Raw genomic sequence first — 22,424 nt, 5'->3', positions numbered from 1 at the left:
CTCTCTTTCACCTAGTATCTCATTACTATTTTACTACTTTCAATTAAAAAGTCTAGTGAAAATAAACTCTCATTTTCATTTTTAACCTTAGAGAAATAGTCTATATTATTTTATCGATAAAAAACTAGCTCAATCTCTCTTCCAAAACAAAATCAATCGGCAGTGTAGCCAAAAACCGTTCCAATTGTTTTTCCCAATAATACCATTCATGAGTTCCTGCACTATGGCTATAGGTCACATCAAAACCAAGCCTTTTGAGGTTCTTCACCGCTAGGTTATTGGCAGCATACAAGAAATCTTGCTCGCCACACCAAACCCAGAGCTTGGTCTTCTTGTCTGACTTTTTAGCAAGGGTTTCAAGTGAATAAGGACTAGTTTCCCAGTTATCAAGCTTGCCAAAAACACCTCGCCAGTAATCACGCGCTCCTAAATTTTGACTTTCAGGAGAAAACTCCTCGAAACTGAGAGCGCCTGAAAAACTAGCTGCATGAGAGAAACGATCAGTTGACAGCGCCAACTTGAAGGAACCGTAACCTCCCATTGACAGACCAGCGATAAAAGTCTTTTCACGCTTGTTAGTCATATTTGGAAAGAAGCGTTTGAGCACCTTAGGTAGTTCTTCTGCTAGAGCTGTATAGTAGTTATAGCCATACTGAGTATCTGTGTACCAGCCATTATTTGTACTTGGCAGGACGACAATTAGATTGGTTCGTCGTAGCAAGCGCTCTACATTGGTCCGTTTGAGCCAGCTGTTGTGGTTCCCTGACATCCCGTGAAGGAGATAAAGAACTGGGATATCTGTAGAGTCTGGCTCTGTTACCCGAGACGCATCGGGGTAGAGAACATTTACCCCCCACTCCATATCTAAAACTTTTGAGTAATACTCAATCTTCATTACTGCCATAACTTGCTCCTTATTCGTTTAAGATAAGAAAAAGCCGAAACTCGACTTTCTCTTGCTATTTGATCCTATTTTGCTTCCATGACTACTGGTAGGATGGCTGGTCGACGCTTGGTTTGGTCAAAAAGGAATTTGGCCAAATTATCACGTACCTTACCTTTCAGATCAGCCCAGTCAAAATCTTCCCCTTGGAGGTAGTCTTCAACCGTTTGATTTACCAACTCAGTACTTTCACGTAAAATATCACGACTCTTCTTGAGATAGACAAATCCACGCGTATGTACTCGGGCTTTAGAGATGATTTTCTTTTCACGACGGTTAACAGTAATAGCGACTATAAAAATGCCATCTTCTGACAAAACCTTACGATCACGAAGAACAACGTTCCCAACATCCCCGATAGCATTCCCGTCAATCAAGACATCGCCTGCTGTAACTGCACCAGATGGGACAAAGTCCTCATGTTCATAAGACATGGTTGTCCCTCTCTTAGGGATAAAGATACGTTCTGGTAACATACCAACTGCCATTGCAACCTTGGCATGGGCATCCAACTCACGGTACTCTCCTTGTATCGGGAAGAGATACTGAGGTTGCAGGAGATTGATCATTAATTGAAGATCACGCGCATTTCCGTGTCCGGATACTCGCAAATTTTGAGTAATCAGTTTAACAACACCGCCCGCTTGGTAGACCATATTTTCCACACGTGCCATCACAGCTTCCTTGGCAATGGATGGTGTAGTGACGATATAAACCAAGTCCCCATCTTTGATTTCAACATAGCGGTGACGACCAATGGACATTTTACGTAGTCCATTAATTGGTTCACCCATACGTCCAGTTTCAAGGATGATTAATTCATGGTCCTCAAAACGAGACATATCTTTTGGTTTAATCAAGAGATTCTCATTTGCTAAAGACAACTTTTTCAATCGGATGGCTGTGCGAACGATATTCTCAACGTCAAAACCAGTCAACACAACTCGACGGCCTGTATCTGCAGCCGCATCAAACACTTGTTGAATACGAGAAAGGTTACTTGCAACCGCAGCAACGATAATACGCCCATCCCAGTCAGAAATAGTTTGCGTAATTTCATCACCAACTTCACTTTCGCTCGCCACCTGGACATTACTGTCTGCATTAGCTGAATCACTTAGTAGCGCCAATACTCCTTCACGACCAATTTCTGCAAGACGTCCAAAATCAGTCGCATATGATTCACTAGCTGTTTGGTCAAATTTAAAGTCACCTGTATAGACGATGTCCCCTTCAGACGTTTTCAAGACAACACCCAGACTTTCTGGGATAGAGTGAGTTGTTCGAAAGAAGGACACAACCGTTCCGCCAAAATCAATTTCTGTATTTTCATCAATAACATGAAAATCATCAAATTTCTTGACGCTGTCATTCCCTTTAACAAAAAGCTTAGCAAGCTCAATTGTCAGCTCTGAGCCAAATACAGGAACCTTAGCTTCTGCCAAGAGATAAGGAAGGGCTCCAATCGCATCTGCGTGCCCGTGTGTTAAGAATACACCGGCAATACGATCGCTATTTTCAAATAGATATTCCATATTTGGAATAACGACATCGACACCCAACTGCTCATTTTCAGGATATTTTAAACCTGCGTCTAAAACAAAGATTGAGTCATTAATTTCTGCGATGTACATGTTTTTTCCATTTTCACGAACACCGCCCAGAGTTGTTAATTTAATATTGGTCATTTTTCCTCCGAAGTATTACTATAACGTGTTTGTAGAGTCTTCACAACTCTCTTTTTTTTAAAAGTTCAATTTACTTTTATCCGAATCTTTTCCTCTCATTATACCATTTTTTTACTAATTTTCAAAATGAAGATAGGATTTTAGCTAGAGTCCATTCACCACTACTAATCGAGTTGTTTTACTTCTTTCTCTATTTTTGAAATCTAAGTTCACCTTAGAATCTATAATACTGTTTAGCAAACATCTACTAATCCAATAGATAGCAACAAGAAAGTTACTCAGAAATAAAAAAAGATTTAGAAATTCTAAATCTTTTTAAGTATTTTTAGTTTGGATAAATGTATCTTACAGTACCTTTTGAAGCTGTAGGATTAAACCATCCACGGTAATTTCCGATTGGTTGAGTACCACTACCATCATAGTTACATTCTGAAACCTGAATACGTGTTGTTGACTCAACAGCTGTAACAACTGCTACGTGTCCGTATTCACCACCATCCCAAACGGCAATTGCTCCTACTACAGGCACAGTTCCTGTCCTAAAACCTTGTGCACTAGCATAGATTGCCCAAGTATTAGCATTTCCCCACCAGTTGCTAGCCCATGGAGCCATTTCTTTCACACCCCATGTACACTGACCAACAGGATAAGAGTTCCCATAGTTTGTAGGGGTATTTACGACAACATTATCTGAAGCCGGAGCATTGTATGTATAGCTAGCTTGAACTGGACCACTCACTTCCAACACATCTCCTGGGTGGATGGTATCAAAAATACTTTTCCCATTATTAGCAGCTAATACATAAGGATCCATACCACTTGTAGCAGCAATACCAAAAAATGAATCACCGTCTTGAACAACGTAAGAGTCTGCGCTTACAGTTTGAGCCCCAATTGTAGCCAAAATAGCTGTAGATGTTAAACCAAGAGTCAGTTTAGCAACTGTTTTTTTCATAATCATTTTCTCCTAAAATTTTTTTGATTGTTTTTAACTTTTTATTGACAAGAGAATCATACCTGATTTACATGTCAATCATTTTAGAGTTATGTTGTAGTCATGTTACAAATCTGTTTACTTTTACTACATGACACTCTAAAGAACACAATATTTAAAATTATAAGAGACTACAAAAAAAGCTGAGATAGATTACCTCAGCCTCTTTCCTTTTATTTTCCCATCAAGAAATCATAGATTTCCTGCACTGTACCTAGTGCCATCATTTCTTGGTCTTTAACAGTTTGCTTGAGTTTTTGATAAATCTGACTTTCAGCAATATCCCGTTTAGCCGCATCTTTATTAACCCTCATCACACCATTTTCAATGGTGACAAAACCAAGCTCTTCAAAAATTTGAATCATCTTAACGAGTAAGATTTGCTCAATTTTGAGATAGGCAGATAGGTCCTTGAGTTTATATCGGATATCGAATTCTGGAAACTGGTAGATCGTCTTATAGAGCTTTGCGAATTGCTCTCTTGTACCAGAACCAGTCAAATAGTAGGGCTTGTCGATATCATTTTTAAAGTAGACTGCTAGAAAATCATGCTGCTGGAAAGTATTCTTGAGAATTTCGATGTCTTCTGGGATATTCTTGACAACGACTGCTGGACTCAATGAAATATCAGGCAATTCTTCCGAAAAATCAAGTACGGGCACTCCATCTGGCAGAGCAGCGCTCTTACTACGAATATTAAAGAGTTGAACACCATCTACACGAGCATCTACCATCATCAACTGGAGGGTTGTTTGTCCATTCCACTGGTTAACAGAAAGGGTGACTGCTAACTCCAGTTGTTTGGTCTGCGCAAATTCTGTTGCCTTTGATCCTTGACCAAAAGCTACTACCTCAAAACTAGCGGTCCCTTTGGATATTCTCAACTTCAGATGACTATCGCCTGCCCCCATAGAACGAGCGTTTTCTACTTGAAAATATCGAATATAGAAGATAGGTTTTTGATTATCCATCCCAAAAGGAGCTAATCGTTCAAAACTTTTAACCGTATCTAAATTCAAGTTTTCCAAATCTAGTTCTTCGTCTAGATATAATTGGCTCTTACACTTTGCGTCTATTCCTTTGTCTTTTACATAGGTTTCTAAAATTTCTGACAAGGCATCTAACTGTTCAGCCTCGAGCGTCATACCTGCGGCACCTGCATGGCCACCAAAGGCGATAAAGAGAGCGCGATGCGGATCCAAAGCTTCAAAGATATCGACTGCTTCAATACTCCGTGCGCTTCCCTTGGCACGACCATCTTCAATATTCAGAACAATAACTGTTTGACCTAGTTCTTCCAGTAAGCGTCCAGCTACAATTCCAAGAACCCCTGGGTTCCAGCCTTCCTTTGACAAAACCTGAACACTTTTACTAGGATCTACCATGTTTTTAGCTTCATCATAGATGGCTTGAACGATTTCCTTGCGTTCTTCATTTTTTTCTTGAATCATGAGGGCAATTTCATGCACCTCTTCATCATCAAAGCCAGTCAGTAAATCAATCGCTGGATTGGGATCATCCAAGCGCCCCAAGGCATTTAACCGAGGTGCCAACTGAAAACCAACTGTTTCTTCTGTAATATCACTAGTAGCAATTCCTGCAATTTCAAATAGTTCTTGGAGACCAATTCGTTGAGTATTGCGCAAAACTTCTAGACCGTACTGAACCATGATACGATTTTCATCCGTCAGGCTTACCATATCCGCAATGGTTCCAATGGCAACCAAGTCAAGCAACTCAACCTGCACTTCCTCCAAGAGGGCACAAGCTAGTTTAAAAGCAACTCCACAGCCTGCTAATTGTTTAAAAGGATAATCTGCTTCTGGATGTTCAGGATGGACGATTGCATAAGCATCTGGTAAAACCTCTGGCATGGAGTGGTGGTCTGTCACAATGACATCCACTCCCATAGACTGAGCCAAGTCAATGGCTTCATGCCCAGCAACTCCATTATCCACTGTCACAATCAAAGACACACCCTGTTGCTCGATGAAATATTTGTAAACACTGGCATTTGGACCATAACCGTCTGTAAAGCGATTTGGGAGATAGACCAGACACTCTGCTCCTAATTGTTCCAAACTCTCCTTGACAATCGAAGCCGAAGTCATCCCATCTGCATCGTAGTCACCATAGACGAGAATCAATTCTCCTTGCTCGATAGCCTGGCGAATACGATCAACTGCCTTATCCATATCATGTAATAGATAAGGATCATGTAAATCTTCCAAAGAAGGTTCTAAAAATTTCTTCAGGCTGCTTTCGTCCTTGATTCCACGTTGAAACAACAAACAAGCGACTTCAGAACTCAAGCCTACACTCTTGGCAATCTTTGTAAAATCCGCATCCTCAACTTGCGGAGAAAATTGCCAATTATAAGTAGGAATTATCAAATAAATATCCACTCTTTCTTACGATTCTATTCATTTATTATAACACGATTTTTGGTTTTTCTCCTGATATTCAGACCATATTCTTTGCTAAATTTTTAAGCCACTTCAGCTAACACCTCGCCTATTTAACAACGAAAAAACACCTAAACAACTAGGCTTTTCAGTACAGCAATTCAGGTGTTCTTTAGTTTAAAATTTATTTTTTAATTCTCGCTTCTGTATCAGTTACTAGTTGAGCGAGACTAGTTAGGCTCAATTCTTTTTCCATAGCTTGCTGGATTTTTAGCAATTTCTCATCTAAAACCACATGAATATTGGCTCCAACTGGACAATTTGGATTCGGATTATCATGAAAGCTAAAGAGTTGACCCGTCTTCCCGAGACATTCAACTGCTTGATAGATATCCAAGAGACTAATATCTTCAAGATTTTTGATAATTTCTGCTCCCCCAGTTCCACGCGCAACTGAGATCAACTCCGCCTTTTTCAGTTGAGACAAGGTTTTACGAATAATAACAGGATTAACCCCCACACTGCTAGCTAGAAAATCACTAGTAACTTTATTTTCCTTGCCTTCAAGGGCAATGATAACTAGCATATGGGTTGCAATGGTAAAGCGACTTGAAATTTGCATGCAGTTCTCCTTTCTCGTTAACTAAGCTCATTCTTCTCTTATATTTATTATAGCTCCTCTAGTTGTAATGTCAAGAGTTACGACTGAGCCAGTCATCCAATTCTGCATCATGCCCTTGATTTTGAGCGATTTCATGCAACAAGTCCTGATTGTGGGTATGATGAATTCCATTGACTAAACTTTCATAATAGACCTGATAGTAGGGCAATTGCAACTCTCGAGCCAACTGCAACTCTGCTTCGACATCATAATCAACGCGACAAAAATCTACATCCTTCAATCCTTTATCATCAAATTCCAAAATCATATATTGGGCTCGTAAATCCTCACGCAGACTTGCTGATAAAAAGAAAGGCTGCCCAATCGAACCTGGATTCAAAATGAGTTGTCCACCACTTCCATAACGTAAAAATTGTTGGTGGATATGACCATAGATGGCAATATCGGAGTCAGGATTAGTCACCAAACGATCAAAATCTTCCTGCTTTCCAAGATGAATCAGTTCTCTTCCCCAATTTTTATCCGGTAAATGATGACTAATCCCCACCTTTAGATTTCCAAACTGGCGATGGGTGTGCATAGGAAAATCCTGAAGTTCTTCAATCTCATCTAGACTAATTTCTTCCATGATATACTGACATTGCCGTAAGAGGTAGCGATGACTGGGCCTACTTGTATCCAATTTTCGGTGAGCAGCCCGCCATAAACTTTCTTCCCAATTCCCCAGAACCCGAACCGTAATCGGCAATTCCTCCAATCGTCTGAGGATACTTTTTCGTCCCGTTCCTGGCATGAGAATATCTCCCAAAAGCCAATATTCCTCAACTCCTGCCTTTTCCGCATCTGTGAGAACTGCTTCCAATGCTCCTGTGTTGCCATGAATATCTGAAAGTACCGCAATTTTTGTCATATCAATCCCTCTTGTTTTCTCACATTTAATTATAGCACTCTTAAAAGCAAAGTCAAAAGCGTTTTCCTTCCTATCATTTTTTACTTTACTTTTTTAGTGAAAAGGATTACAATGAGGGTGATAAGAAATGAGGAGGTTTTTGCTATGACACAACGTTACGAAAACATCATGGTAGCAGTCGACGGTTCTAAAGAAGCTGATTTGGCTTTTGTTAAGGGAGTTCAGTCAGCTGTGCGTAACCAAGCTAAATTAACCATTGCCCATGTCATTGACACTCGTGCTCTTCAAAGCATTTCAACATTTGATGCTGAAGTTTATGAAGAGTTACAAGTGGAAGCCCAAGACTTGATGGCAGAATATGAAAAGCGTGCTAGAGACGCTGGCCTTACAGACATAAAAGTTGTCATCGAAATGGGAAATCCTAAAACTCTTTTAGCCAAAACAATCCCTGAACAAGAACATGTTGATTTGATTTTGGTTGGAGCAACTGGGCTTAACGCCTTCGAACGTTTGCTTGTCGGATCTTCATCAGAATATATCCTACGCCATACAAGTGTTGACCTTCTCGTTGTTCGAGACAAGGATAAAACTTTATAATGAGAACAAAAGAGGTCGGAAAAATCCCGGCCTCGCTTTTTATTAGTGATAGCCTTTTATACAGCGAGGACTATATTCGTCAAAAAATCCTAAACTAATCTGTAAAGTAAAGGAGAGGATGTTCAAAATTGACAGCGCTTTCAAAAAATGCTATACTAAAAACAACTGAGAATGTATTCGCAGTTTAGAAAAGGAGACCCATTTTTTTGCCACTTGTTATAGACAACTTGGCATTTTTACGTCTAAGGGTATCATACATTTTGTTTTGAAACTACTTACTCCATTTTCCTAGTTCTCTATTAACAATCCCTCGGGGAGATGAGCCCTTCGTTAACTAAATTAGCTAACCTCATCTATCATAGTAGCACTTTTCAAAGTCACTAATTCCGTATTCTTCTATCTTGAAGATGATAGATTGTTGTACACCTGCCTAAACTATTACAATAATCTATGAGCTTAATTCGAAAGGATTGTATATGTCAAAAACAAAGAAAATACTTTTACTTATTTTCTGTATTCTTATCTTGACAGTCTTCCTCCCCATCTTGATTGATTACCAACAAGCAAGTGACTTAGGCATTCAATTGTTTAGTTGGAGAGAATGGAGTTTTGCTGCATTCATTTCAAAATACATTTTTTGGGGGACATTAATCCTATCAGTATTAGTTTTATCATCAATCCTAGTTATACTATTTTATCCTAAGCAATATCTGGATATTCAATTAGGTACTAAAGATGATAAGCTTAAACTAAAAAATTCAGCTATTGAAGGGTTCGTTAGATGTGTTGTTGATGAATATGAGTTGATTAAAAATCCAACTATCCGTGTAAATATCAGAAGAAATAAATGTTTTGTTTACGTGGAAGGTAGAATAATTACTTCAGACAACATCTCTACTAAGTGCCAGTCAATTCAAAATGAAATAACTCAAGGATTAAGGCAGTTTTTTGGTCTTGAACGTGAGGTAAAACTTGAAGTTTTGGTTAAAAACTATCAACCTCCAACTCAACACAAGAAAACTACAAGTCGTGTAGATTAAGGAAGTGAAAAGATGGAATTACTTAAAAAGTATCAGTATCCAATTTTATCAGGCTTAATAGGTATTATTCTAGCTTGTTTAATTATTTCCTTTGGTTTCTTCAAAACACTATTTGTTTTGATTTTCGGAGCTTTAGGAATTGTAATTGGATTATATATCCAAAAAAACTATATAAATAAATAATAAGGAGTTGCATATGTCAAACTTGGAAAAAAACGTTTCTACAGAAAAAAATGAATCTACTGCTACTACTCATGAAGTAAAAGGAAGCCTTACTTATGAAAATAAGGTTATCCAAAAAATTATTGGTCTAGCACTAGAAAAAGTACCTGGTCTTTTGGACGTTGATGGAGGATTTTTCTCTAATTTAACTGAAAAAATTATTAACACAGATAATGTTACTCGCGGAGTTAATGTTGAAGTTGGTAAGACACAAGTTGCTGTCGATTTGAATGTTGTTGTAGAATACAAAATTAACGTTCCTGAACTATACAACAAAATTAAAAAAGTTGTCACTTCTGAGGTTTCACAAATGACAAATCTTGAAGTTGTTGAAGTAAACGTGAACGTTGTTGATATCAAAACAAAAGAACAATTTGAAGCAGACTCAGTGAGTCTTCAAGATAGAGTAACTGACGCAGCAGAGTCAACAGGTGAATTTGCATCCGAACAATTTGAAAAAGTTAAAACTGGTTTCAGTAGTGGTGTATCAACTGCTAAAGAAAAAGCAAGTGAAGGTGTCGAAGCTGTAAAAGATGTAACATCTAAAGAAAAAAGTCGTGTAAACTAGCTCCAAAATCTAATATGAACAAAAATACCTATTGAATAAATCCAATAGGTATTTTAATTTTTCATCTTGGAGCTTCTAACTCATTCTATTTTCTCTTTCCTTATGGCGTTCATAAGCCTTAATTTGGCGCTCTATCTCCTTTTTAATAGCAGGTTCTGGAGCGTATTTTTCTTTCCAGTTATCTGGTTTCAAAATCTTGTGAGTCACCGGATCAAAATGGGCCTTGCCATCTGGGAAGATTTTCCCCATATTGGCTTGATGAACAATTTCAAAAATTCTCTCTGGGTCTACCCCCATCAAAACAAAGCTTCCATAAGTAAAGTAAAGTGTATCAATCAATGCATCTGCCTGACCAACCAGAGTAACTTCTGCTGGTGTTGATTTTTTCACTTTTTCAGCAGCTTTATCGAGTGCCTGGTGTAAATTCTGTACACCCTGTTGGAATTCCTCTTCAGAATTACTTGCAGCACGAACAAACTCAACTAACTCTTCAATCTTAAAGCCAGCACGATGGGTTGCCCCTTCTAAATCCCAAGCGATAGGTTCTTCTTGAGTTCGCTCATCCATCATACGATGGAAGGTTTTAACCTTGTTGAAATGATAGTCACGGCTAACAAAGACTTTTTCAGAAGCTAAAACGCCGAAATATTCTAATGCCTTATGAATACCGTCATCTTGGTTACTGGTAGTGATATGTTTGGCAACTTCTTTGACACTACTACTTCCATTTCCCATAGCGACAGACATCCCAACTCCAGCCAACATTTCTAAGTCATTATCGGAGTCTCCAAAGGCCATGACTTGATTGAGATCAAAGCCATACTCTTTTCCGACACGACGGATACCCTCTAACTTAGAGTTTCCTTGATTGATAATATCAGCGGCAAAAGGGTTGCTTCTTGTAAACTTGAGCTGGCTTAATTGTTCCGCAGCATGGTTTGTTTCCTCAGGTGTCATTAACATAAGCACCTGATAGACTGGTTGGTTGATTAAATCCAACAAATCATCTTCCTTCTGTGGAAGTGCCTTGCTGACCATACGATTAAAGGAATGACTAACAGTACGTGTCAAAAATTTAGGAACGAAATGACTAACTAATTGTGAGAGAGGACTGAGTCCAAAGGACATAATCCGAGAGCCGACAACATCTTGTCTAGTCCCCATGGCAATCTCTTTTCGATTTTCCTTGGCATAAGTGATGATCTGTCTGAGACTACTCTTATCAATAGGGTTAGCAAAAAGAACACGGTCTTTGTTAAAGATATATTGGCCATTGTAGGTCACTGCAAAATCTAGATCCAATTCATCCATCAAATCCTTAACAAAAAAAGGTCCTCGTCCTGTTGCCACTCCAACAAGCACCCCTTGTTCTTTCACAATCTTGATAGCTTCTTTAGTGGACTTCAAGACACTCTTACGATCATTTACAAGCGTTCCATCAATATCAAAAAAACAGCTTTGACTTCCATCCTATCTCATTCCTTTCTTTTATGATACAATGATTATACCACATTTCAGAAAAAGTGAGTGAATCATGACTAAGAAAATCCTTGTTTTACATACTGGTGGTACTATTTCCATGCAGGCAGATGAAGCTGGAGCTGTAAGGACTAGTGCTGACAACCCTATGAATCATATCTCTAATCCACTCGAAGGCATTGAAGTACATTCCTTAGATTTTTTAAATTTACCAAGCCCGCACATCAAGCCCAAGCATATGCTAGCTCTTTACAAAAAGATCAAACAAGAGGCAGTTACTTACGATGGGATTGTGATTACTCATGGGACAGATACACTAGAAGAAACGGCCTATTTTCTCGATACCATGGAGGTGCCTCATATACCTATCGTTCTGACAGGGGCTATGAGATCTTCCAATGAACTAGGAAGTGATGGCGTCTATAATTATCTTAGCGCCTTACGTGTGGCTAGCGATGACAAGGCTGCGGACAAAGGCGTGTTAGTCGTTATGAATGATGAAATTCACGCCGCTAAATATGTCACCAAAACACATACTACAAATGTTAGCACCTTTCAAACACCGACTCATGGCCCACTTGGACTGATTATGAAGCATGAAATTCTCTACTTCAAAACCGCAGAACCTCGTGTTCGTTTTGACCTTGAGAGCATTCACGGACTGATTCCTATCATACCAGTTTATGCTGGAATGACTGATGAACTTCTTGACTTACTTCCAGTTGCGCAGTTAGATGGATTGATTATACAGGCTTTTGGTGCCGGAAATGTCCCAAAAGAAACTGCTCAAAAACTGAAATCCCTTTGTCAAGCAGGACTTCCTATTGCACTTGTTTCCCGTTGTTTCAATGGAATTGCAGAACCTGTCTATGCCTACGAAGGTGGGGGTATTTGTCTTCAAAATGATGGTGTTTATTTTGTAAAAGAATTAAATGCTCAAAAAGCACGCCTTAAACTCCTGATTGCGATTAATGCAGGACTAAAGGGAGACCAACTCCGAACATATATGGAAGGATAAGAAAAATCCCAGGAAATCAGCTGATTTCCTGGGATTTTTTATTAGTCTTTACGAGTTGATTTACGCACTTTCAAACCGTGAGGAAGAAGAACTTCACGTTCCTCCAATTCTTCTTTATGCATAATCTTCGTCAACATACGCATACTAATCGCACCAAGATCATACAAGGGTTGTGCGATAGTTGTCAGATTTGGTCGAGTAAAACGAGCAATTTGGGAATCATCACTAGTAATAACTTCAAAGTCTTCTGGTACTGAAACTCCATGGTCTGCCAAGCCATTCAAAAGACCTGCCGCTAACTCATCACCAGTTACAACAGCTGCAGTTGCTTTTGAAGAAACTAAGCGCTCTGCTAGAGCATAGCCATCATCATAGCGATATTTTGATTCGAATACAAGACCTTCACTATAGTTGACTCCAGCTTCTTTCAAAGCATCCTTGTAACCAGCTAAGCGAACTTTACCATTAATATCATCTACCAAAGGACCGCTAACAAAAGCAATTTTTTTGTTACGTTTCAATAAATGACGAACAGCATCCGCAATAGCATTCTTATAATCAATGTTAACACTTGGAAGTTGGTGCTCAACATCCACTGTTCCCGCAAGGACGACAGGGGTACGTGAACGAGAAAATTCTGAACGAATCTTCTCTGTCAAATGATAGCCCATAAAGATAACACCGTCAACTTGTTTTGAAAAAAGTGTGTTTACTACAGCGACTTCTTTTTCATCATCTTCATCACTATTAGCAAGAACGATATTGTACTTGTACATCTCCGCAATGTCATCAATCCCTTTTGCAAGAGTTGCAAAATAAGTGTTGGTAATATCTGGAATAACAACACCAACAGTTGTCGTACGTTTGCTTGCCAAACCACGAGCGACTGCATTTGGACGATAGTCGAGTCGATCAATAACCTCTAGAACCTTTTTACGAGTGTTCTCTTTGACATTCTTATTACCATTGACTACACGACTGACTGTCGCCATTGAAACTCCCGCTTCTCGGGCAACGTCATATATCGTAACTGTATCATCTGTATTCATACCGTTTCCTTTCTAATGTTGAAAATTTTGTTTTCATGATTCTACTACTTCTATTCTATCACTATTTGTAAGCATTTTCAAGTTATTTTAAAGGAATGTTTGAAAAAATATAGAAATTTATGTAATTTTTTAAAACAGTCGACTTTTCTTGATTTTTCGGGAAGTTTGCAGTATGATAATAAAAAAATAAAGTAGGAGTTATTGATGGCTTTCACGGATTCGCATCAACGTTGTACTAGTTTTGGTGTAGTAACCAATCTCCCAGATGATGTTATCGACTCAATCTGGTATATTATCGACCACTTTTTAAAGCATGTTTTTGAACTAGAAGATGAATTGGAATTTCGACTCTTAAATAATGAAGGCTCTATCACCTTCCGTTTTTCAAGTGAGCATCTACCTACAACGATTGACTTCGACTTTAATCATCCTTTTGACCCATTGTATCCACCAGAAGTACTTGTTATGGATATGGACGGCAAGGAAACCATCCTCCTCCCTGAAGAAAATGACCTATTTTAAAAACTCTAGTCCCCTGTAAATGTAGGGAACTAGAGTTTTCTTATTTTTTCAATTCTTGATATAAATAACGAATTGGCTTCTGTAGTACTGGGTGGATAAAATGTGGAGCTATTTCATGAATTGACTCTAGGATAAAGAGGCGTTCAGCAATATAAGGATGAGGCAATATGAGGTCATCTGTATAGATAACTTGGTCCTCTACAAAGAGCAAATCCAGGTCAATCAAGCGAGGACCCCAATGCACCTCCCTAACTCGTCCCATTTCTGACTCAATGTCCAATAAGGTTTCTAACAAGATTGGAGCCGGCAGCCAAGTTTCGACTTCAATGACCTGATTAGCAAAACTATCTTGCTCTACACCGCCCCATGGCTCAGTTGTAATCACACTAGACTCTTTGAGAATACGAATCCCACGAGTACTTATTTTTTCAAGAGCTTGCTTGAGATTAGCCGTTTTATCCCCCATATTGCTACCTAGAGCAATAAAGGCTCTTTGTTTGCGGCGATGGATGGTTACTGAGCAGGTATCCAGTGGTAGATGAATAGGCGCCCATGGTTTTTTGAGTTCCAGTTTAATTTCTTGAACTATTGGATAGGTTTCAAAAGTGCGCTCTACTAGTTTGTAGGCAACTGTTTCAATCAAGTCTTCAGTAGTTTCCTGAAACCAAGTCGTCCATTGCTGACAGAGCTCGCCATAATGGACAGAAGCTTCCAAATCTAAGTCCGTAGCAGCCTTGGTCATATCATAGGATAAGCTTGCTGAAATAACAAACTTTTGTCCCAGTTCTTTCTCACTAGGAAAAAGGCCGTGATAGGCGAAAATTTCTAAATCTTTAATATGCAGTTGGTCCATAAGCAGTCCTTTCTTGAGAAATCCGCTTGAAAAGGATTTTTAAAGTCCCATAAGACGGTAGGCCTGATCTCTAAGATCCTTGTCTGTCTCAAAAACTCCACGAGCTACTGTTGTCAAGGTTGCAGTTCCTGGTTTTCGAACACCACGCATGCTCATACACATATGCTCTGCTTCAATAACAACGAAAGCACCTTTGGCACCAAGATAGTCCATCAAAGCATCAGCCACTTCGATATTCAAGCGTTCTTGAATCTGTGGTTTTTTAGAATAAACCTCAACTGTGCGTGCTAGTTTGGACAAGCCTGCCACACGTCCATCTGGAATGTAGGCAATATGCGCTTTCCCATAAAATGGCAAGAAGTGGTGTTCACACATGGTATGGAAAAAGATATCCTTTTCTACTACCATATTGTCATCAATAATCTCAAAGGATTTTGACAAGTGTTCCTCTGCAGTTTGACCAAGACCTGAAAAAATCTCTTGGTACATACGCGCTACACGGGCAGGCGTTTCCTGCAAACCTTCACGGTTGACATCTTCACCGACAGCCTCAATAATCATTTTCACAGCTGTTTCAATCTTTTGTGTATCCATCTCTAAATTTCCTCTCCATCAGATAGGCTCTCACCTGGCTCAAGAAATACAAGGAGCCCGTGATAATCCTAACTGTTTTTTTCTCTTCATCTTCTGTTAATTGTTGATCTAGAAATTCCTGCCAATCTTGGTAGTTGAGATTTCTAGAATGAGCGGTTGCTTTTAACACATCCTCATCCGTCGCCCGACTATCGTCAAAATGTGTCAGAGTAAGCTTAGCATCTGGAACTGTTTTCAACAAGTCCAACATATCCTCTAAAGCTTTGGTTTTAATGCAAGTAAAGAGGATTTTCTTATGATAATCAGTAAATCGTTCTTCCAGAGTAGCTAATAAAGCCTTGATGGCATGGGGATTGTGGGCCCCATCTAAAATCATCAAGGGTTCCCTAGAAACAATTTCCAAACGTCCAGGCCAACTTGTTCCCTCTAAGGCTTGAGCCACTATATCATTTTCTGGCAATTCTCGCCCAGTCTCTTGACAAAAGGTATCCAACAAGGCTAGTGCCATCCCAGCATTCTCTACCTGGTGTAAACCAAGCAGACCTGTATGGAAGCGACCTTGTCTAAGTGGGCTTGTATAGTCAAAGACTTCGCCCGTCCCCACACTCACTTGATGACTGACTTGATAATTTTTCCCGTAGATGATTCTAGGAGCATCTTTTCCTGCTGCTACACGGTCGATAACAGCTAAAGCTTCTGGGGCAATGTGACCGGTCACCAAAGGAATCCCCTGTTTGATAATACCTGCTTTCTGCTCCGCGATGGCTTCTAGAGTGTTCCCCAGAAGAGCTACATGATCTAAGCCAATAGTAGTAATCCCTGTCAGGATTGGCTGACAAACATTAGTACTATCCAAGAGTCCGCCCATACCGACTTCCATAATCGACACATCTACTTTTTCAGAGGCAAAATAGTCATAGGCAATGGCAGTCATAATCTCGAATTCTGTCGTTCCTTGTAAGGCAGGAGCGTGCTCCCCTTCAAGTAATAAACGATAATTCACCATCAAGGACTCTAATCTTGCTTCTGGGATGGACTCGCCGTTAATGGCAATCTGATCGGTATAATGAATCAGATAGGGAGAGCTGAAGACACCAACTCTAAGCCCCATCTTTTCCAACAGATTCTTCAAAAAGGCTATAGTAGAGCCCTTTCCATTGGTTCCACCAATATGGATAACCTTGAGTTTCAGATGAGGATTGCCACGTAAGGCTAATAGCTCCACCATCCTCTCCAGACCAAAATGCGGTTGGTCTGTCCGGTAGTTTGCTATCCACTGGTTCGTTTCGTTTTTATTCATGTTATTTATATTGTTTCAAATCTAAATTTTCCGCATGGTCTGCCAGACGGATGGCTGATGCAATTTCGATTGCCATCTTATGAGTAGCTACATCATGCACGCGCACCACTTCTACACCCTGTCTAGCAGCAATGCTGGTCACATGAGCCGAAGCAATATCACGATTGCGGAAGCCAGCTTCAGTATCTGGATTGACTTCAAATCCATTTTCTTCCAGAATATTGATGACAAAGCGCTTGCGAGAAACTCCTAAAAAGATAGGATAGCCCATTTTGTGCAATTTCCCAAGATCACGTAGGAGGATGAGATTTTCCTTTTTGGTCAAGCCAAAGCCAATCCCAGGATCCAGCATGATGTTTCCTTTCGAAATCCCTGCTTTTTCCGCTCTTGCTAGAGCACGGTCAAAGAAGGCTGTCATCAATTCTTCTACTGGTAGTTGTTCAAAGTCTGCTAAGTCTTCCTTTGTAAAAGTCTCTCCAAATCCAAAATGAGGAAATATGAGTGAACTAGGGTGCTGAGGGCGTGCCATAACTGGATTAAACATGATGACTACCTGAGCTCCAGCCCTGGCAACCACCTCTGCCATCTTCTCATCACCCATGAGGCCTGTAATGTCATTGACTATATTGGCCCCAGCTCGTAAAGCCGCTTCTGCCACCTGACTCTTCCAAGTATCTACCGAAATCTGAACATCACTTTCCTTGCGAATCGCTTTAATCACTGGAACAACACGCTGGATTTCCTCTTCTATCTCAACATAGCTGCTTCTTCCCGGCCGAGTCGATTCTCCGCCGATATCTAGCATACTAGCCCCTTCTGACACTAACCTACGGGCCTGCTCAAGAGCACGCTCCACTGAAAAATATTTCCCACCGTCGGAGAATGAATCTGGAGTTACATTGATAATGCCACAAATAGATGTCTTGTCTTGCTTTTCTCCCTTTTTCATGATATCACCCTCAAATTTCATAATGATTCGTATTCCTCTATTTTACTGTTTTTTTTGGATTCTGTCCAATTATCCCTCTACTTCTAAATATCTCACCAGAGTGTGCAAAAAAAAAAGGAGAACCGAAGTTCTCCTTTTTTTATATTCTTATTTGTCTGTAAGAGCAGCCAATCCTGGAAGTTCTTTACCTTCAAGGAGTTCCATAGATGCACCACCACCAGTAGAAATCCATGAGAATTTGTCTGCACGACCAAGGTTGATAGCTGCAGCAGCTGAGTCACCACCACCGATGATTGATTTAACGCCAGGTTGTTTTACGATAGCGTCCATAACACCGATTGTACCAGCTTGGAAGTCAGGGTTTTCAAACACACCCATTGGTCCGTTCCATACAACTGTTTTCGCACCAGTCAAGGCTTTATCGAATTCAGCAATTGATTTAGGTCCGATATCAAGACCAAGGAATCCTGGGTCTACTGCTTCACCTTCAGTGTCTTTCACTTCAGTATAGTCAGCAAATGCGTTTGCTTCTTTTGAGTCAACTGGCAAGATCAATTTACCGTTTGCTTTTTCAAGAAGAGCTTTCGCTACATCCAATTTATCTTCTTCTACAAGTGAGTTACCGATTTCGATACCTTGAGCTTTGTAAAATGTGTAAGTCATACCACCACCGATAAGAACTTTATCAGCTTTGGCAAGAAGGTTTTCGATAACACCAATCTTATCAGATACTTTAGATCCACCAAGGATAGCTACAAATGGACGTTCTGGAGCTTCAACTGCTTCTTTGATGTAGGCAATTTCGTTTTCAAGAAGGAAACCAGCAACTGCTTTATCAACGTTTGCTGAGATACCTACGTTAGATGCGTGTGCACGGTGAGCTGTACCGAATGCATCATTTACAAAGATACCATCTCCAAGAGATGCCCAGTATTTACCAAGTTCAGGATCGTTTTTAGATTCTTTCTTGCCGTCAACATCTTCGAAACGAGTGTTTTCAACCAAAAGAACTTGTCCATCTTCAAGAGCATTAACTGCTACTTCCAATTCAGCACCACGAGTCACTCCTGGGATGAATTTTACTTCTTGACCCAATTTAGCAGCCAAATCAGCAGCTACTGGTGCAAGAGATTTACCTTCTTTATCTGCTTCTTCCTTAACACGTCCAAGGTGAGAGAAAAGAACCGCACGTCCACCTTGTTCAAGGATATACTTGATAGTTGGAAGAGCCGCAGTGATACGGTTATCGTTAGTGATAACCCCGTCTTTTACAGGAACGTTGAAATCAACACGAACGAGAACTTTTTTCCCCTTCAATTCAACGTCTTTAACAGTCAATTTTGCCATTTTGAAAGACTCCTTAATTTTTTATACGTGTTAATTATATCACAAAATCAACAAAAGAGATAGCAAAACCTCAAACTTTTACAATTCTTTACTGTCACTATTTTACTATACCACACCCGTTTACTATCGCTGATATTCGCAGAAAGTTTTCAAACTCATCACAAATCTTTCATTATTTTTAAAATTTTCATTTTATACTTGTTAGATTTCCTTTTATCCTTTAAAATAGAGTAGGAGAGATTCCGTGATTATCTTTCGGAGGAAAAAGAAATGTCCATTAATTGGCAGGAAATTGTATTTCACTTTTTAGGTGGTCTAGGGCTATTTTTATATAGTATCAAGACCATGGGAGACGGACTTCAACAGGCTGCTGGAGATCGCCTTCGCTACTATATCGATAAATATACCAGTAACCCTTTCTTTGGTGTCCTGGTAGGGATCGGTATGACTGCACTCATTCAGTCTAGTTCGGGCGTAACAGTCATAACAGTTGGACTCGTCAGTGCGGGACTCTTGACTTTACGTCAGGCCATAGGAATTGTCATGGGGGCAAATATCGGAACTACTGTGACATCCTTCATCATTGGTTTTAAGTTGGGAGACTATGCTCTGCCAATGCTCTTTGCCGGTGCGCTTTGTCTCTTCTTTACTAAAAATCGCACAATTAATAATATCGGACGAATCCTCTTTGGGGTTGGTGGTATCTTCTTCGCCCTCAATCTTATGAGTGGCGCCATGGAGCCTTTGAAAGATTTACAAGTCTTTAAGGATTATATGATTGAACTTAGTAAGAATCCCATCTTGGGTGTTCTTGTCGGAACAGGTTTAACCCTTCTGATTCAAGCCTCCTCAGCGACCATCGGGATTCTACAAAATCTCTACGCTAGCAATCTGATTGACCTTCAGGGTGCACTACCAGTTCTCTTTGGAGATAACATTGGAACAACCATCACTGCTATTATCGCTTCCTTGGGTGCTAATATCGCTGCCAAACGTGTAGCTGGAGCCCATGTAGCTTTCAATGTCATCGGAACCGTTATCTGTATGATTTTCCTAGTTCCTTTTACAGCCTTGATTCAATGGTTTGAAGTAACACTAAACTTGGCGCCAGAGATGACTATTGCCTTCGCACACGGAACCTTTAATATTACCAATACTATTATCCAATTTCCATTTATCGGAACTCTCGCTTATCTAGTTACCAAACTTATTCCTGGTGAAGATGAAGTTGTCAAATACGAGCCTCTGTATCTGGATCCACAACTCATTAAGCAAGCTCCATCTATCGCCCTCGGAAATGCTAAAAAAGAACTCTTACACTTGGGAAATTACGCTGCTAAAGCTTTTGACCTCTCTTACGACTACATTATCAACTCTGAAGAAAAAGTGGCAGAAAAGGGTCATAAAACAGAAGAAGCCATCAATACGATTGATGAGAAATTAACGCGTTACCTCATTAGTCTATCCAGTGAGGCCTTGAGCCAAAAAGAAAGTGAAGTCTTAACCAATATACTCGATTCTTCACGAGACTTGGAACGTATTGGTGATCACGCGGAAGCCCTTTTAAATCTCAACGACTATCTTCAACGTAAAAACGTACAATTTTCTAAGGCTGCTCTGGCAGAATTAGAAGAAATCTATCATGAAACTAGTCATTTCGTTAAAGATGCTCTAGATAGTGTCGAAAATAACAATCTCGAAAAAGCTAAATCTCTTATCGACCGCCACGAAGCGATCAATAAAATGGAACGTGTACTTCGTAAGACTCACATTAAACGTCTTAATAACGGTGAATGTTCTACCCAAGCAGGTGTCAACTTTATCGATATCATTTCACACTATACTCGTGTGTCAGACCACGCTATGAACCTAGCTGAAAAGGTTTTGGCTGAACAAATTTAAAACGAAAAAAATGCTTTGATTCTTTCGAATCAAAGCATTTTAAATAGCTCTCCAATCATAAAGGAAGATGCGGCTGCACCCCTGTATCTCGCTTCTTCCTTTTTGATAAAGCGGGCCAAATTGACTAACTCTGGCGCTGGATGCTTGGGATTTTTGAGTAGTTCAAGTGTGACTAGCCCTGAAAGTCGGACTGCTAGCAAGCGCTCATTGGTGCTAGGTAATTTCTTAGCAGTCTCTAGCAGTGCATTCACTAGATCTTCACTCAGGTTTTGACGGGCATTATTGTAAAGATCCCGTATCAAGGTTTCTAGGTTTGGTTCTTCCATCCCTATCACCTCCATCTTTTCTGTTTAATAATTTTTGATTAAATCTACTGTAGAACGATCCAATTTTTTAACTAAGGCTTGTAAGAAGGCTTGTGCTTCAAGGAAATCATCCATAGCGTAGAGTGTTTGGTGAGAGTGAATATAGCGAGCGCAAACACCGATTGTTGTGGATGGAACACCACCATTTTTCAGATGAGCTGCCCCAGCATCGGTTCCACCTTTACCACAGTAATATTGGTATTTGATTCCAGCTTCTTCAGCCGTTGTCAAAAGGAAGTCCTTCATACCTGGAAGAAGCAAGTGACCTGGGTCGTAGAAACGAATCAAGGTTCCATCCCCAATCTTGCCTTGACCACCGTAAACATCACCAGCAGGTGAACAGTCTACAGCTAGAAAGACTTCTGGATCTAATTTAGTGGTTGAAACTTGAGCTCCTCTAAGACCAACTTCTTCTTGGACGTTGGCACCAAGATAGAGTTCATTATTCAATTTTTGATCTGATAAGGCTCCTGCTAGTTCACTAACCATGAGGACACCATAACGATTATCCCAAGATTTTGAAATCACATTCTTTTCATTGGCTGTTAGAATGGCTGTACTGTCTGGTACGATTGTGTCCCCTGGACGGATTCCAAAGCTTTCAGCCTCTGACTTATCTGCAAAACCACCATCAAAGACAATATCTGAAATAGCTGGTACAGTTGGTCCACCAGTTCCTCGAGTCAAATGTGGGGGTACTGAACCTGAGATTACTGGAATTTCACGTCCTTGGCGAGTAAAGAGTTTAAATCGTTGGCTGCTAACAACCATTGGATTCCAACCACCGATATTTACAACTCTGAATGTCCCATCTGGTTTAATCTCACTAACCATAAATCCGACTTCATCCATATGAGCAGCAACAAGGACACGAGGAGCATCTGCTACTGTTGAATGTTTGACACCAAAAATGCCTCCCAAGCCATCCGTTACAACTTCGTCAACGTGAGGTGTTAATTTTTCACGAAGATAGTTACGAACAGGTGCTTCATGGCCTGAAATAGCAGAAAGTTCTGTGACTTCTTTGATTTTTGAAAATAATGTTGTCATTTTAGTT

21 protein-coding genes and 1 pseudogene are annotated in these 22,424 nt (G+C 39.9%); 7 read left to right on the top strand and 15 right to left on the bottom strand.

The window, feature by feature from the left end; all coding sequences use genetic code 11:
- Positions 1 to 124 precede the first annotated feature (124 nt).
- From HMPREF9180_RS03055 to HMPREF9180_RS03030, 6 genes are all read right to left on the bottom strand, one after another.
- The gene (locus tag HMPREF9180_RS03055; protein WP_006144933.1) at positions 125 to 904 is read right to left on the bottom strand and encodes an alpha/beta hydrolase; all 780 of its coding nucleotides are present in this window, start codon (positions 902 to 904) and stop codon (positions 125 to 127) included.
- A 65-nt stretch (positions 905 to 969) separates the two neighbouring features.
- On the bottom strand, positions 970 to 2,631 hold the full coding sequence (locus HMPREF9180_RS03050) for a ribonuclease J (protein ID WP_006144932.1): 1,662 nt from the start codon (positions 2,629 to 2,631) through the stop codon (positions 970 to 972).
- A gap of 325 nt (positions 2,632 to 2,956) precedes the next feature.
- Complete coding sequence (locus HMPREF9180_RS03045) at positions 2,957 to 3,586, bottom strand: COG3942 and LysM peptidoglycan-binding domain-containing protein (protein WP_025168597.1); 630 nt, start codon at positions 3,584 to 3,586, stop codon at positions 2,957 to 2,959.
- A 212-nt stretch (positions 3,587 to 3,798) separates the two neighbouring features.
- Positions 3,799 to 6,018, bottom strand: coding sequence for a single-stranded-DNA-specific exonuclease RecJ (recJ, locus tag HMPREF9180_RS03040; protein ID WP_025168596.1), 2,220 nt, complete (start codon positions 6,016 to 6,018; stop codon positions 3,799 to 3,801).
- Positions 6,019 to 6,214: 196 nt separating this feature from the next.
- Positions 6,215 to 6,652, bottom strand: coding sequence for an Rrf2 family transcriptional regulator (locus tag HMPREF9180_RS03035; protein ID WP_006144928.1), 438 nt, complete (start codon positions 6,650 to 6,652; stop codon positions 6,215 to 6,217).
- A 70-nt stretch (positions 6,653 to 6,722) separates the two neighbouring features.
- On the bottom strand, positions 6,723 to 7,562 hold the full coding sequence (locus HMPREF9180_RS03030) for a metallophosphoesterase family protein (protein ID WP_006144927.1): 840 nt from the start codon (positions 7,560 to 7,562) through the stop codon (positions 6,723 to 6,725).
- Positions 7,563 to 7,706: 144 nt separating this feature from the next.
- Between HMPREF9180_RS03030 and HMPREF9180_RS03025 the strand changes: the two genes are divergently transcribed.
- The 4 genes from HMPREF9180_RS03025 (at position 7,707) to HMPREF9180_RS03010 (ending at position 9,989) form a co-directional block, all read left to right on the top strand.
- Positions 7,707 to 8,159, top strand: a complete 453-nt coding sequence (locus HMPREF9180_RS03025) for a universal stress protein (RefSeq protein WP_016466819.1) — start codon at positions 7,707 to 7,709, stop codon at positions 8,157 to 8,159.
- A gap of 476 nt (positions 8,160 to 8,635) precedes the next feature.
- Positions 8,636 to 9,199, top strand: coding sequence for an alkaline shock response membrane anchor protein AmaP (gene amaP / locus HMPREF9180_RS03020; RefSeq protein ID WP_006144924.1), 564 nt, complete (start codon positions 8,636 to 8,638; stop codon positions 9,197 to 9,199).
- A gap of 12 nt (positions 9,200 to 9,211) precedes the next feature.
- Positions 9,212 to 9,382 carry a DUF2273 domain-containing protein gene (locus HMPREF9180_RS10090; protein ID WP_006144923.1) on the top strand — a complete coding sequence of 57 codons (171 nt, stop codon included), beginning with the start codon at positions 9,212 to 9,214 and terminating at the stop codon, positions 9,380 to 9,382.
- Between the two features lie 13 nt (positions 9,383 to 9,395).
- Positions 9,396 to 9,989: an Asp23/Gls24 family envelope stress response protein gene (locus tag HMPREF9180_RS03010; protein ID WP_006144922.1), complete on the top strand. Its 594-nt coding sequence runs from the start codon at positions 9,396 to 9,398 to the stop codon at positions 9,987 to 9,989.
- 75 nt (positions 9,990 to 10,064) lie between these two features.
- On the opposite strand, the pseudogene HMPREF9180_RS03005 reads toward HMPREF9180_RS03010, so the two are convergent.
- Positions 10,065 to 11,458, bottom strand: a pseudogene (locus HMPREF9180_RS03005) (Cof-type HAD-IIB family hydrolase).
- 65 nt (positions 11,459 to 11,523) lie between these two features.
- Here HMPREF9180_RS03005 and HMPREF9180_RS03000 point away from each other — a divergent pair.
- Positions 11,524 to 12,486, top strand: a complete 963-nt coding sequence (locus HMPREF9180_RS03000; RefSeq protein WP_006144919.1) for an asparaginase — start codon at positions 11,524 to 11,526, stop codon at positions 12,484 to 12,486.
- A gap of 41 nt (positions 12,487 to 12,527) precedes the next feature.
- Here the strand turns inward: HMPREF9180_RS03000 and ccpA are convergent, their stop codons facing one another.
- A complete protein-coding gene (gene ccpA / locus HMPREF9180_RS02995; RefSeq protein WP_006144918.1) occupies positions 12,528 to 13,535 on the bottom strand; it encodes a catabolite control protein A in 1,008 nt (335 codons plus the stop codon).
- Between the two features lie 204 nt (positions 13,536 to 13,739).
- On the opposite strand from ccpA, the gene HMPREF9180_RS02990 reads away from it, so the two are divergent.
- Positions 13,740 to 14,057, top strand: a complete 318-nt coding sequence (locus tag HMPREF9180_RS02990) for a DUF960 domain-containing protein (RefSeq protein ID WP_006144917.1) — start codon at positions 13,740 to 13,742, stop codon at positions 14,055 to 14,057.
- A 40-nt stretch (positions 14,058 to 14,097) separates the two neighbouring features.
- Here HMPREF9180_RS02990 and folB read toward each other — a convergent pair whose 3' ends face one another.
- From folB to HMPREF9180_RS02965, 5 genes are all read right to left on the bottom strand, one after another.
- A complete protein-coding gene (gene folB / locus HMPREF9180_RS02985) occupies positions 14,098 to 14,910 on the bottom strand; it encodes a dihydroneopterin aldolase (RefSeq protein WP_006144916.1) in 813 nt (270 codons plus the stop codon).
- 39 nt (positions 14,911 to 14,949) lie between these two features.
- On the bottom strand, positions 14,950 to 15,504 hold the full coding sequence (gene folE, locus HMPREF9180_RS02980; protein ID WP_006144914.1) for a GTP cyclohydrolase I FolE: 555 nt from the start codon (positions 15,502 to 15,504) through the stop codon (positions 14,950 to 14,952).
- The gene (locus HMPREF9180_RS02975; protein ID WP_006144913.1) at positions 15,485 to 16,804 is read right to left on the bottom strand and encodes a bifunctional folylpolyglutamate synthase/dihydrofolate synthase; all 1,320 of its coding nucleotides are present in this window, start codon (positions 16,802 to 16,804) and stop codon (positions 15,485 to 15,487) included. Before HMPREF9180_RS02975 ends, folE begins: the two co-directional genes overlap by 20 nt.
- 1 nt (position 16,805) lies before the next feature.
- Positions 16,806 to 17,774: a dihydropteroate synthase gene (gene folP, locus HMPREF9180_RS02970; RefSeq protein WP_006144912.1), complete on the bottom strand. Its 969-nt coding sequence runs from the start codon at positions 17,772 to 17,774 to the stop codon at positions 16,806 to 16,808.
- Positions 17,775 to 17,900: 126 nt separating this feature from the next.
- Entirely contained in the window at positions 17,901 to 19,100 is a 1,200-nt protein-coding gene (locus HMPREF9180_RS02965; protein WP_006144911.1) for a phosphoglycerate kinase, read from the bottom strand.
- A 270-nt stretch (positions 19,101 to 19,370) separates the two neighbouring features.
- Between HMPREF9180_RS02965 and HMPREF9180_RS02960 the strand changes: the two genes are divergently transcribed.
- Complete coding sequence (locus HMPREF9180_RS02960; protein WP_006144910.1) at positions 19,371 to 21,002, top strand: Na/Pi cotransporter family protein; 1,632 nt, start codon at positions 19,371 to 19,373, stop codon at positions 21,000 to 21,002.
- A 29-nt stretch (positions 21,003 to 21,031) separates the two neighbouring features.
- Here the strand turns inward: HMPREF9180_RS02960 and HMPREF9180_RS02955 are convergent, their stop codons facing one another.
- Together HMPREF9180_RS02955 and pepA are read right to left on the bottom strand one after the other, a co-directional pair.
- Complete coding sequence (locus HMPREF9180_RS02955; protein WP_025168594.1) at positions 21,032 to 21,328, bottom strand: bacteriocin immunity family protein; 297 nt, start codon at positions 21,326 to 21,328, stop codon at positions 21,032 to 21,034.
- 24 nt (positions 21,329 to 21,352) lie between these two features.
- Positions 21,353 to 22,417: a glutamyl aminopeptidase gene (gene pepA / locus HMPREF9180_RS02950; RefSeq protein WP_025168593.1), complete on the bottom strand. Its 1,065-nt coding sequence runs from the start codon at positions 22,415 to 22,417 to the stop codon at positions 21,353 to 21,355.
- Between the last annotated feature and the right edge of the window lie 7 nt (positions 22,418 to 22,424).

The organism is Streptococcus peroris ATCC 700780, assembly GCF_000187585.1.
GTDB lineage: Bacteria > Bacillota > Bacilli > Lactobacillales > Streptococcaceae > Streptococcus > Streptococcus peroris.
Note: the sequence above shows the minus strand (reverse complement) of the source record. Positions and strands in the feature narration are given on the sequence as shown.

Coding starts and splice junctions, on each gene's coding strand:
- HMPREF9180_RS02965 (WP_006144911.1), bottom strand. CDS start 19,100: ATGGCAAAATTGACTGTTAAAGACGTTGAATTGAAGGGGAAAAAAGTT.
- amaP (WP_006144924.1), top strand. CDS start 8,636: ATGTCAAAAACAAAGAAAATACTTTTACTTATTTTCTGTATTCTTATC.
- HMPREF9180_RS03025 (WP_016466819.1), top strand. CDS start 7,707: ATGACACAACGTTACGAAAACATCATGGTAGCAGTCGACGGTTCTAAA.
- HMPREF9180_RS03045 (WP_025168597.1), bottom strand. CDS start 3,586: ATGAAAAAAACAGTTGCTAAACTGACTCTTGGTTTAACATCTACAGCT.
- pepA (WP_025168593.1), bottom strand. CDS start 22,417: ATGACAACATTATTTTCAAAAATCAAAGAAGTCACAGAACTTTCTGCT.
- HMPREF9180_RS10090 (WP_006144923.1), top strand. CDS start 9,212: ATGGAATTACTTAAAAAGTATCAGTATCCAATTTTATCAGGCTTAATA.
- HMPREF9180_RS02990 (WP_006144917.1), top strand. CDS start 13,740: ATGGCTTTCACGGATTCGCATCAACGTTGTACTAGTTTTGGTGTAGTA.
- folB (WP_006144916.1), bottom strand. CDS start 14,910: ATGGACCAACTGCATATTAAAGATTTAGAAATTTTCGCCTATCACGGC.
- HMPREF9180_RS03055 (WP_006144933.1), bottom strand. CDS start 904: ATGGCAGTAATGAAGATTGAGTATTACTCAAAAGTTTTAGATATGGAG.
- folE (WP_006144914.1), bottom strand. CDS start 15,504: ATGGATACACAAAAGATTGAAACAGCTGTGAAAATGATTATTGAGGCT.
- folP (WP_006144912.1), bottom strand. CDS start 17,774: ATGAAATTTGAGGGTGATATCATGAAAAAGGGAGAAAAGCAAGACAAG.
- HMPREF9180_RS02955 (WP_025168594.1), bottom strand. CDS start 21,328: ATGGAAGAACCAAACCTAGAAACCTTGATACGGGATCTTTACAATAAT.
- HMPREF9180_RS02960 (WP_006144910.1), top strand. CDS start 19,371: ATGTCCATTAATTGGCAGGAAATTGTATTTCACTTTTTAGGTGGTCTA.
- HMPREF9180_RS02975 (WP_006144913.1), bottom strand. CDS start 16,804: ATGAATAAAAACGAAACGAACCAGTGGATAGCAAACTACCGGACAGAC.
- HMPREF9180_RS03050 (WP_006144932.1), bottom strand. CDS start 2,631: ATGACCAATATTAAATTAACAACTCTGGGCGGTGTTCGTGAAAATGGA.
- HMPREF9180_RS03010 (WP_006144922.1), top strand. CDS start 9,396: ATGTCAAACTTGGAAAAAAACGTTTCTACAGAAAAAAATGAATCTACT.
- HMPREF9180_RS03030 (WP_006144927.1), bottom strand. CDS start 7,562: ATGACAAAAATTGCGGTACTTTCAGATATTCATGGCAACACAGGAGCA.
- ccpA (WP_006144918.1), bottom strand. CDS start 13,535: ATGAATACAGATGATACAGTTACGATATATGACGTTGCCCGAGAAGCG.
- HMPREF9180_RS03000 (WP_006144919.1), top strand. CDS start 11,524: ATGACTAAGAAAATCCTTGTTTTACATACTGGTGGTACTATTTCCATG.
- HMPREF9180_RS03035 (WP_006144928.1), bottom strand. CDS start 6,652: ATGCAAATTTCAAGTCGCTTTACCATTGCAACCCATATGCTAGTTATC.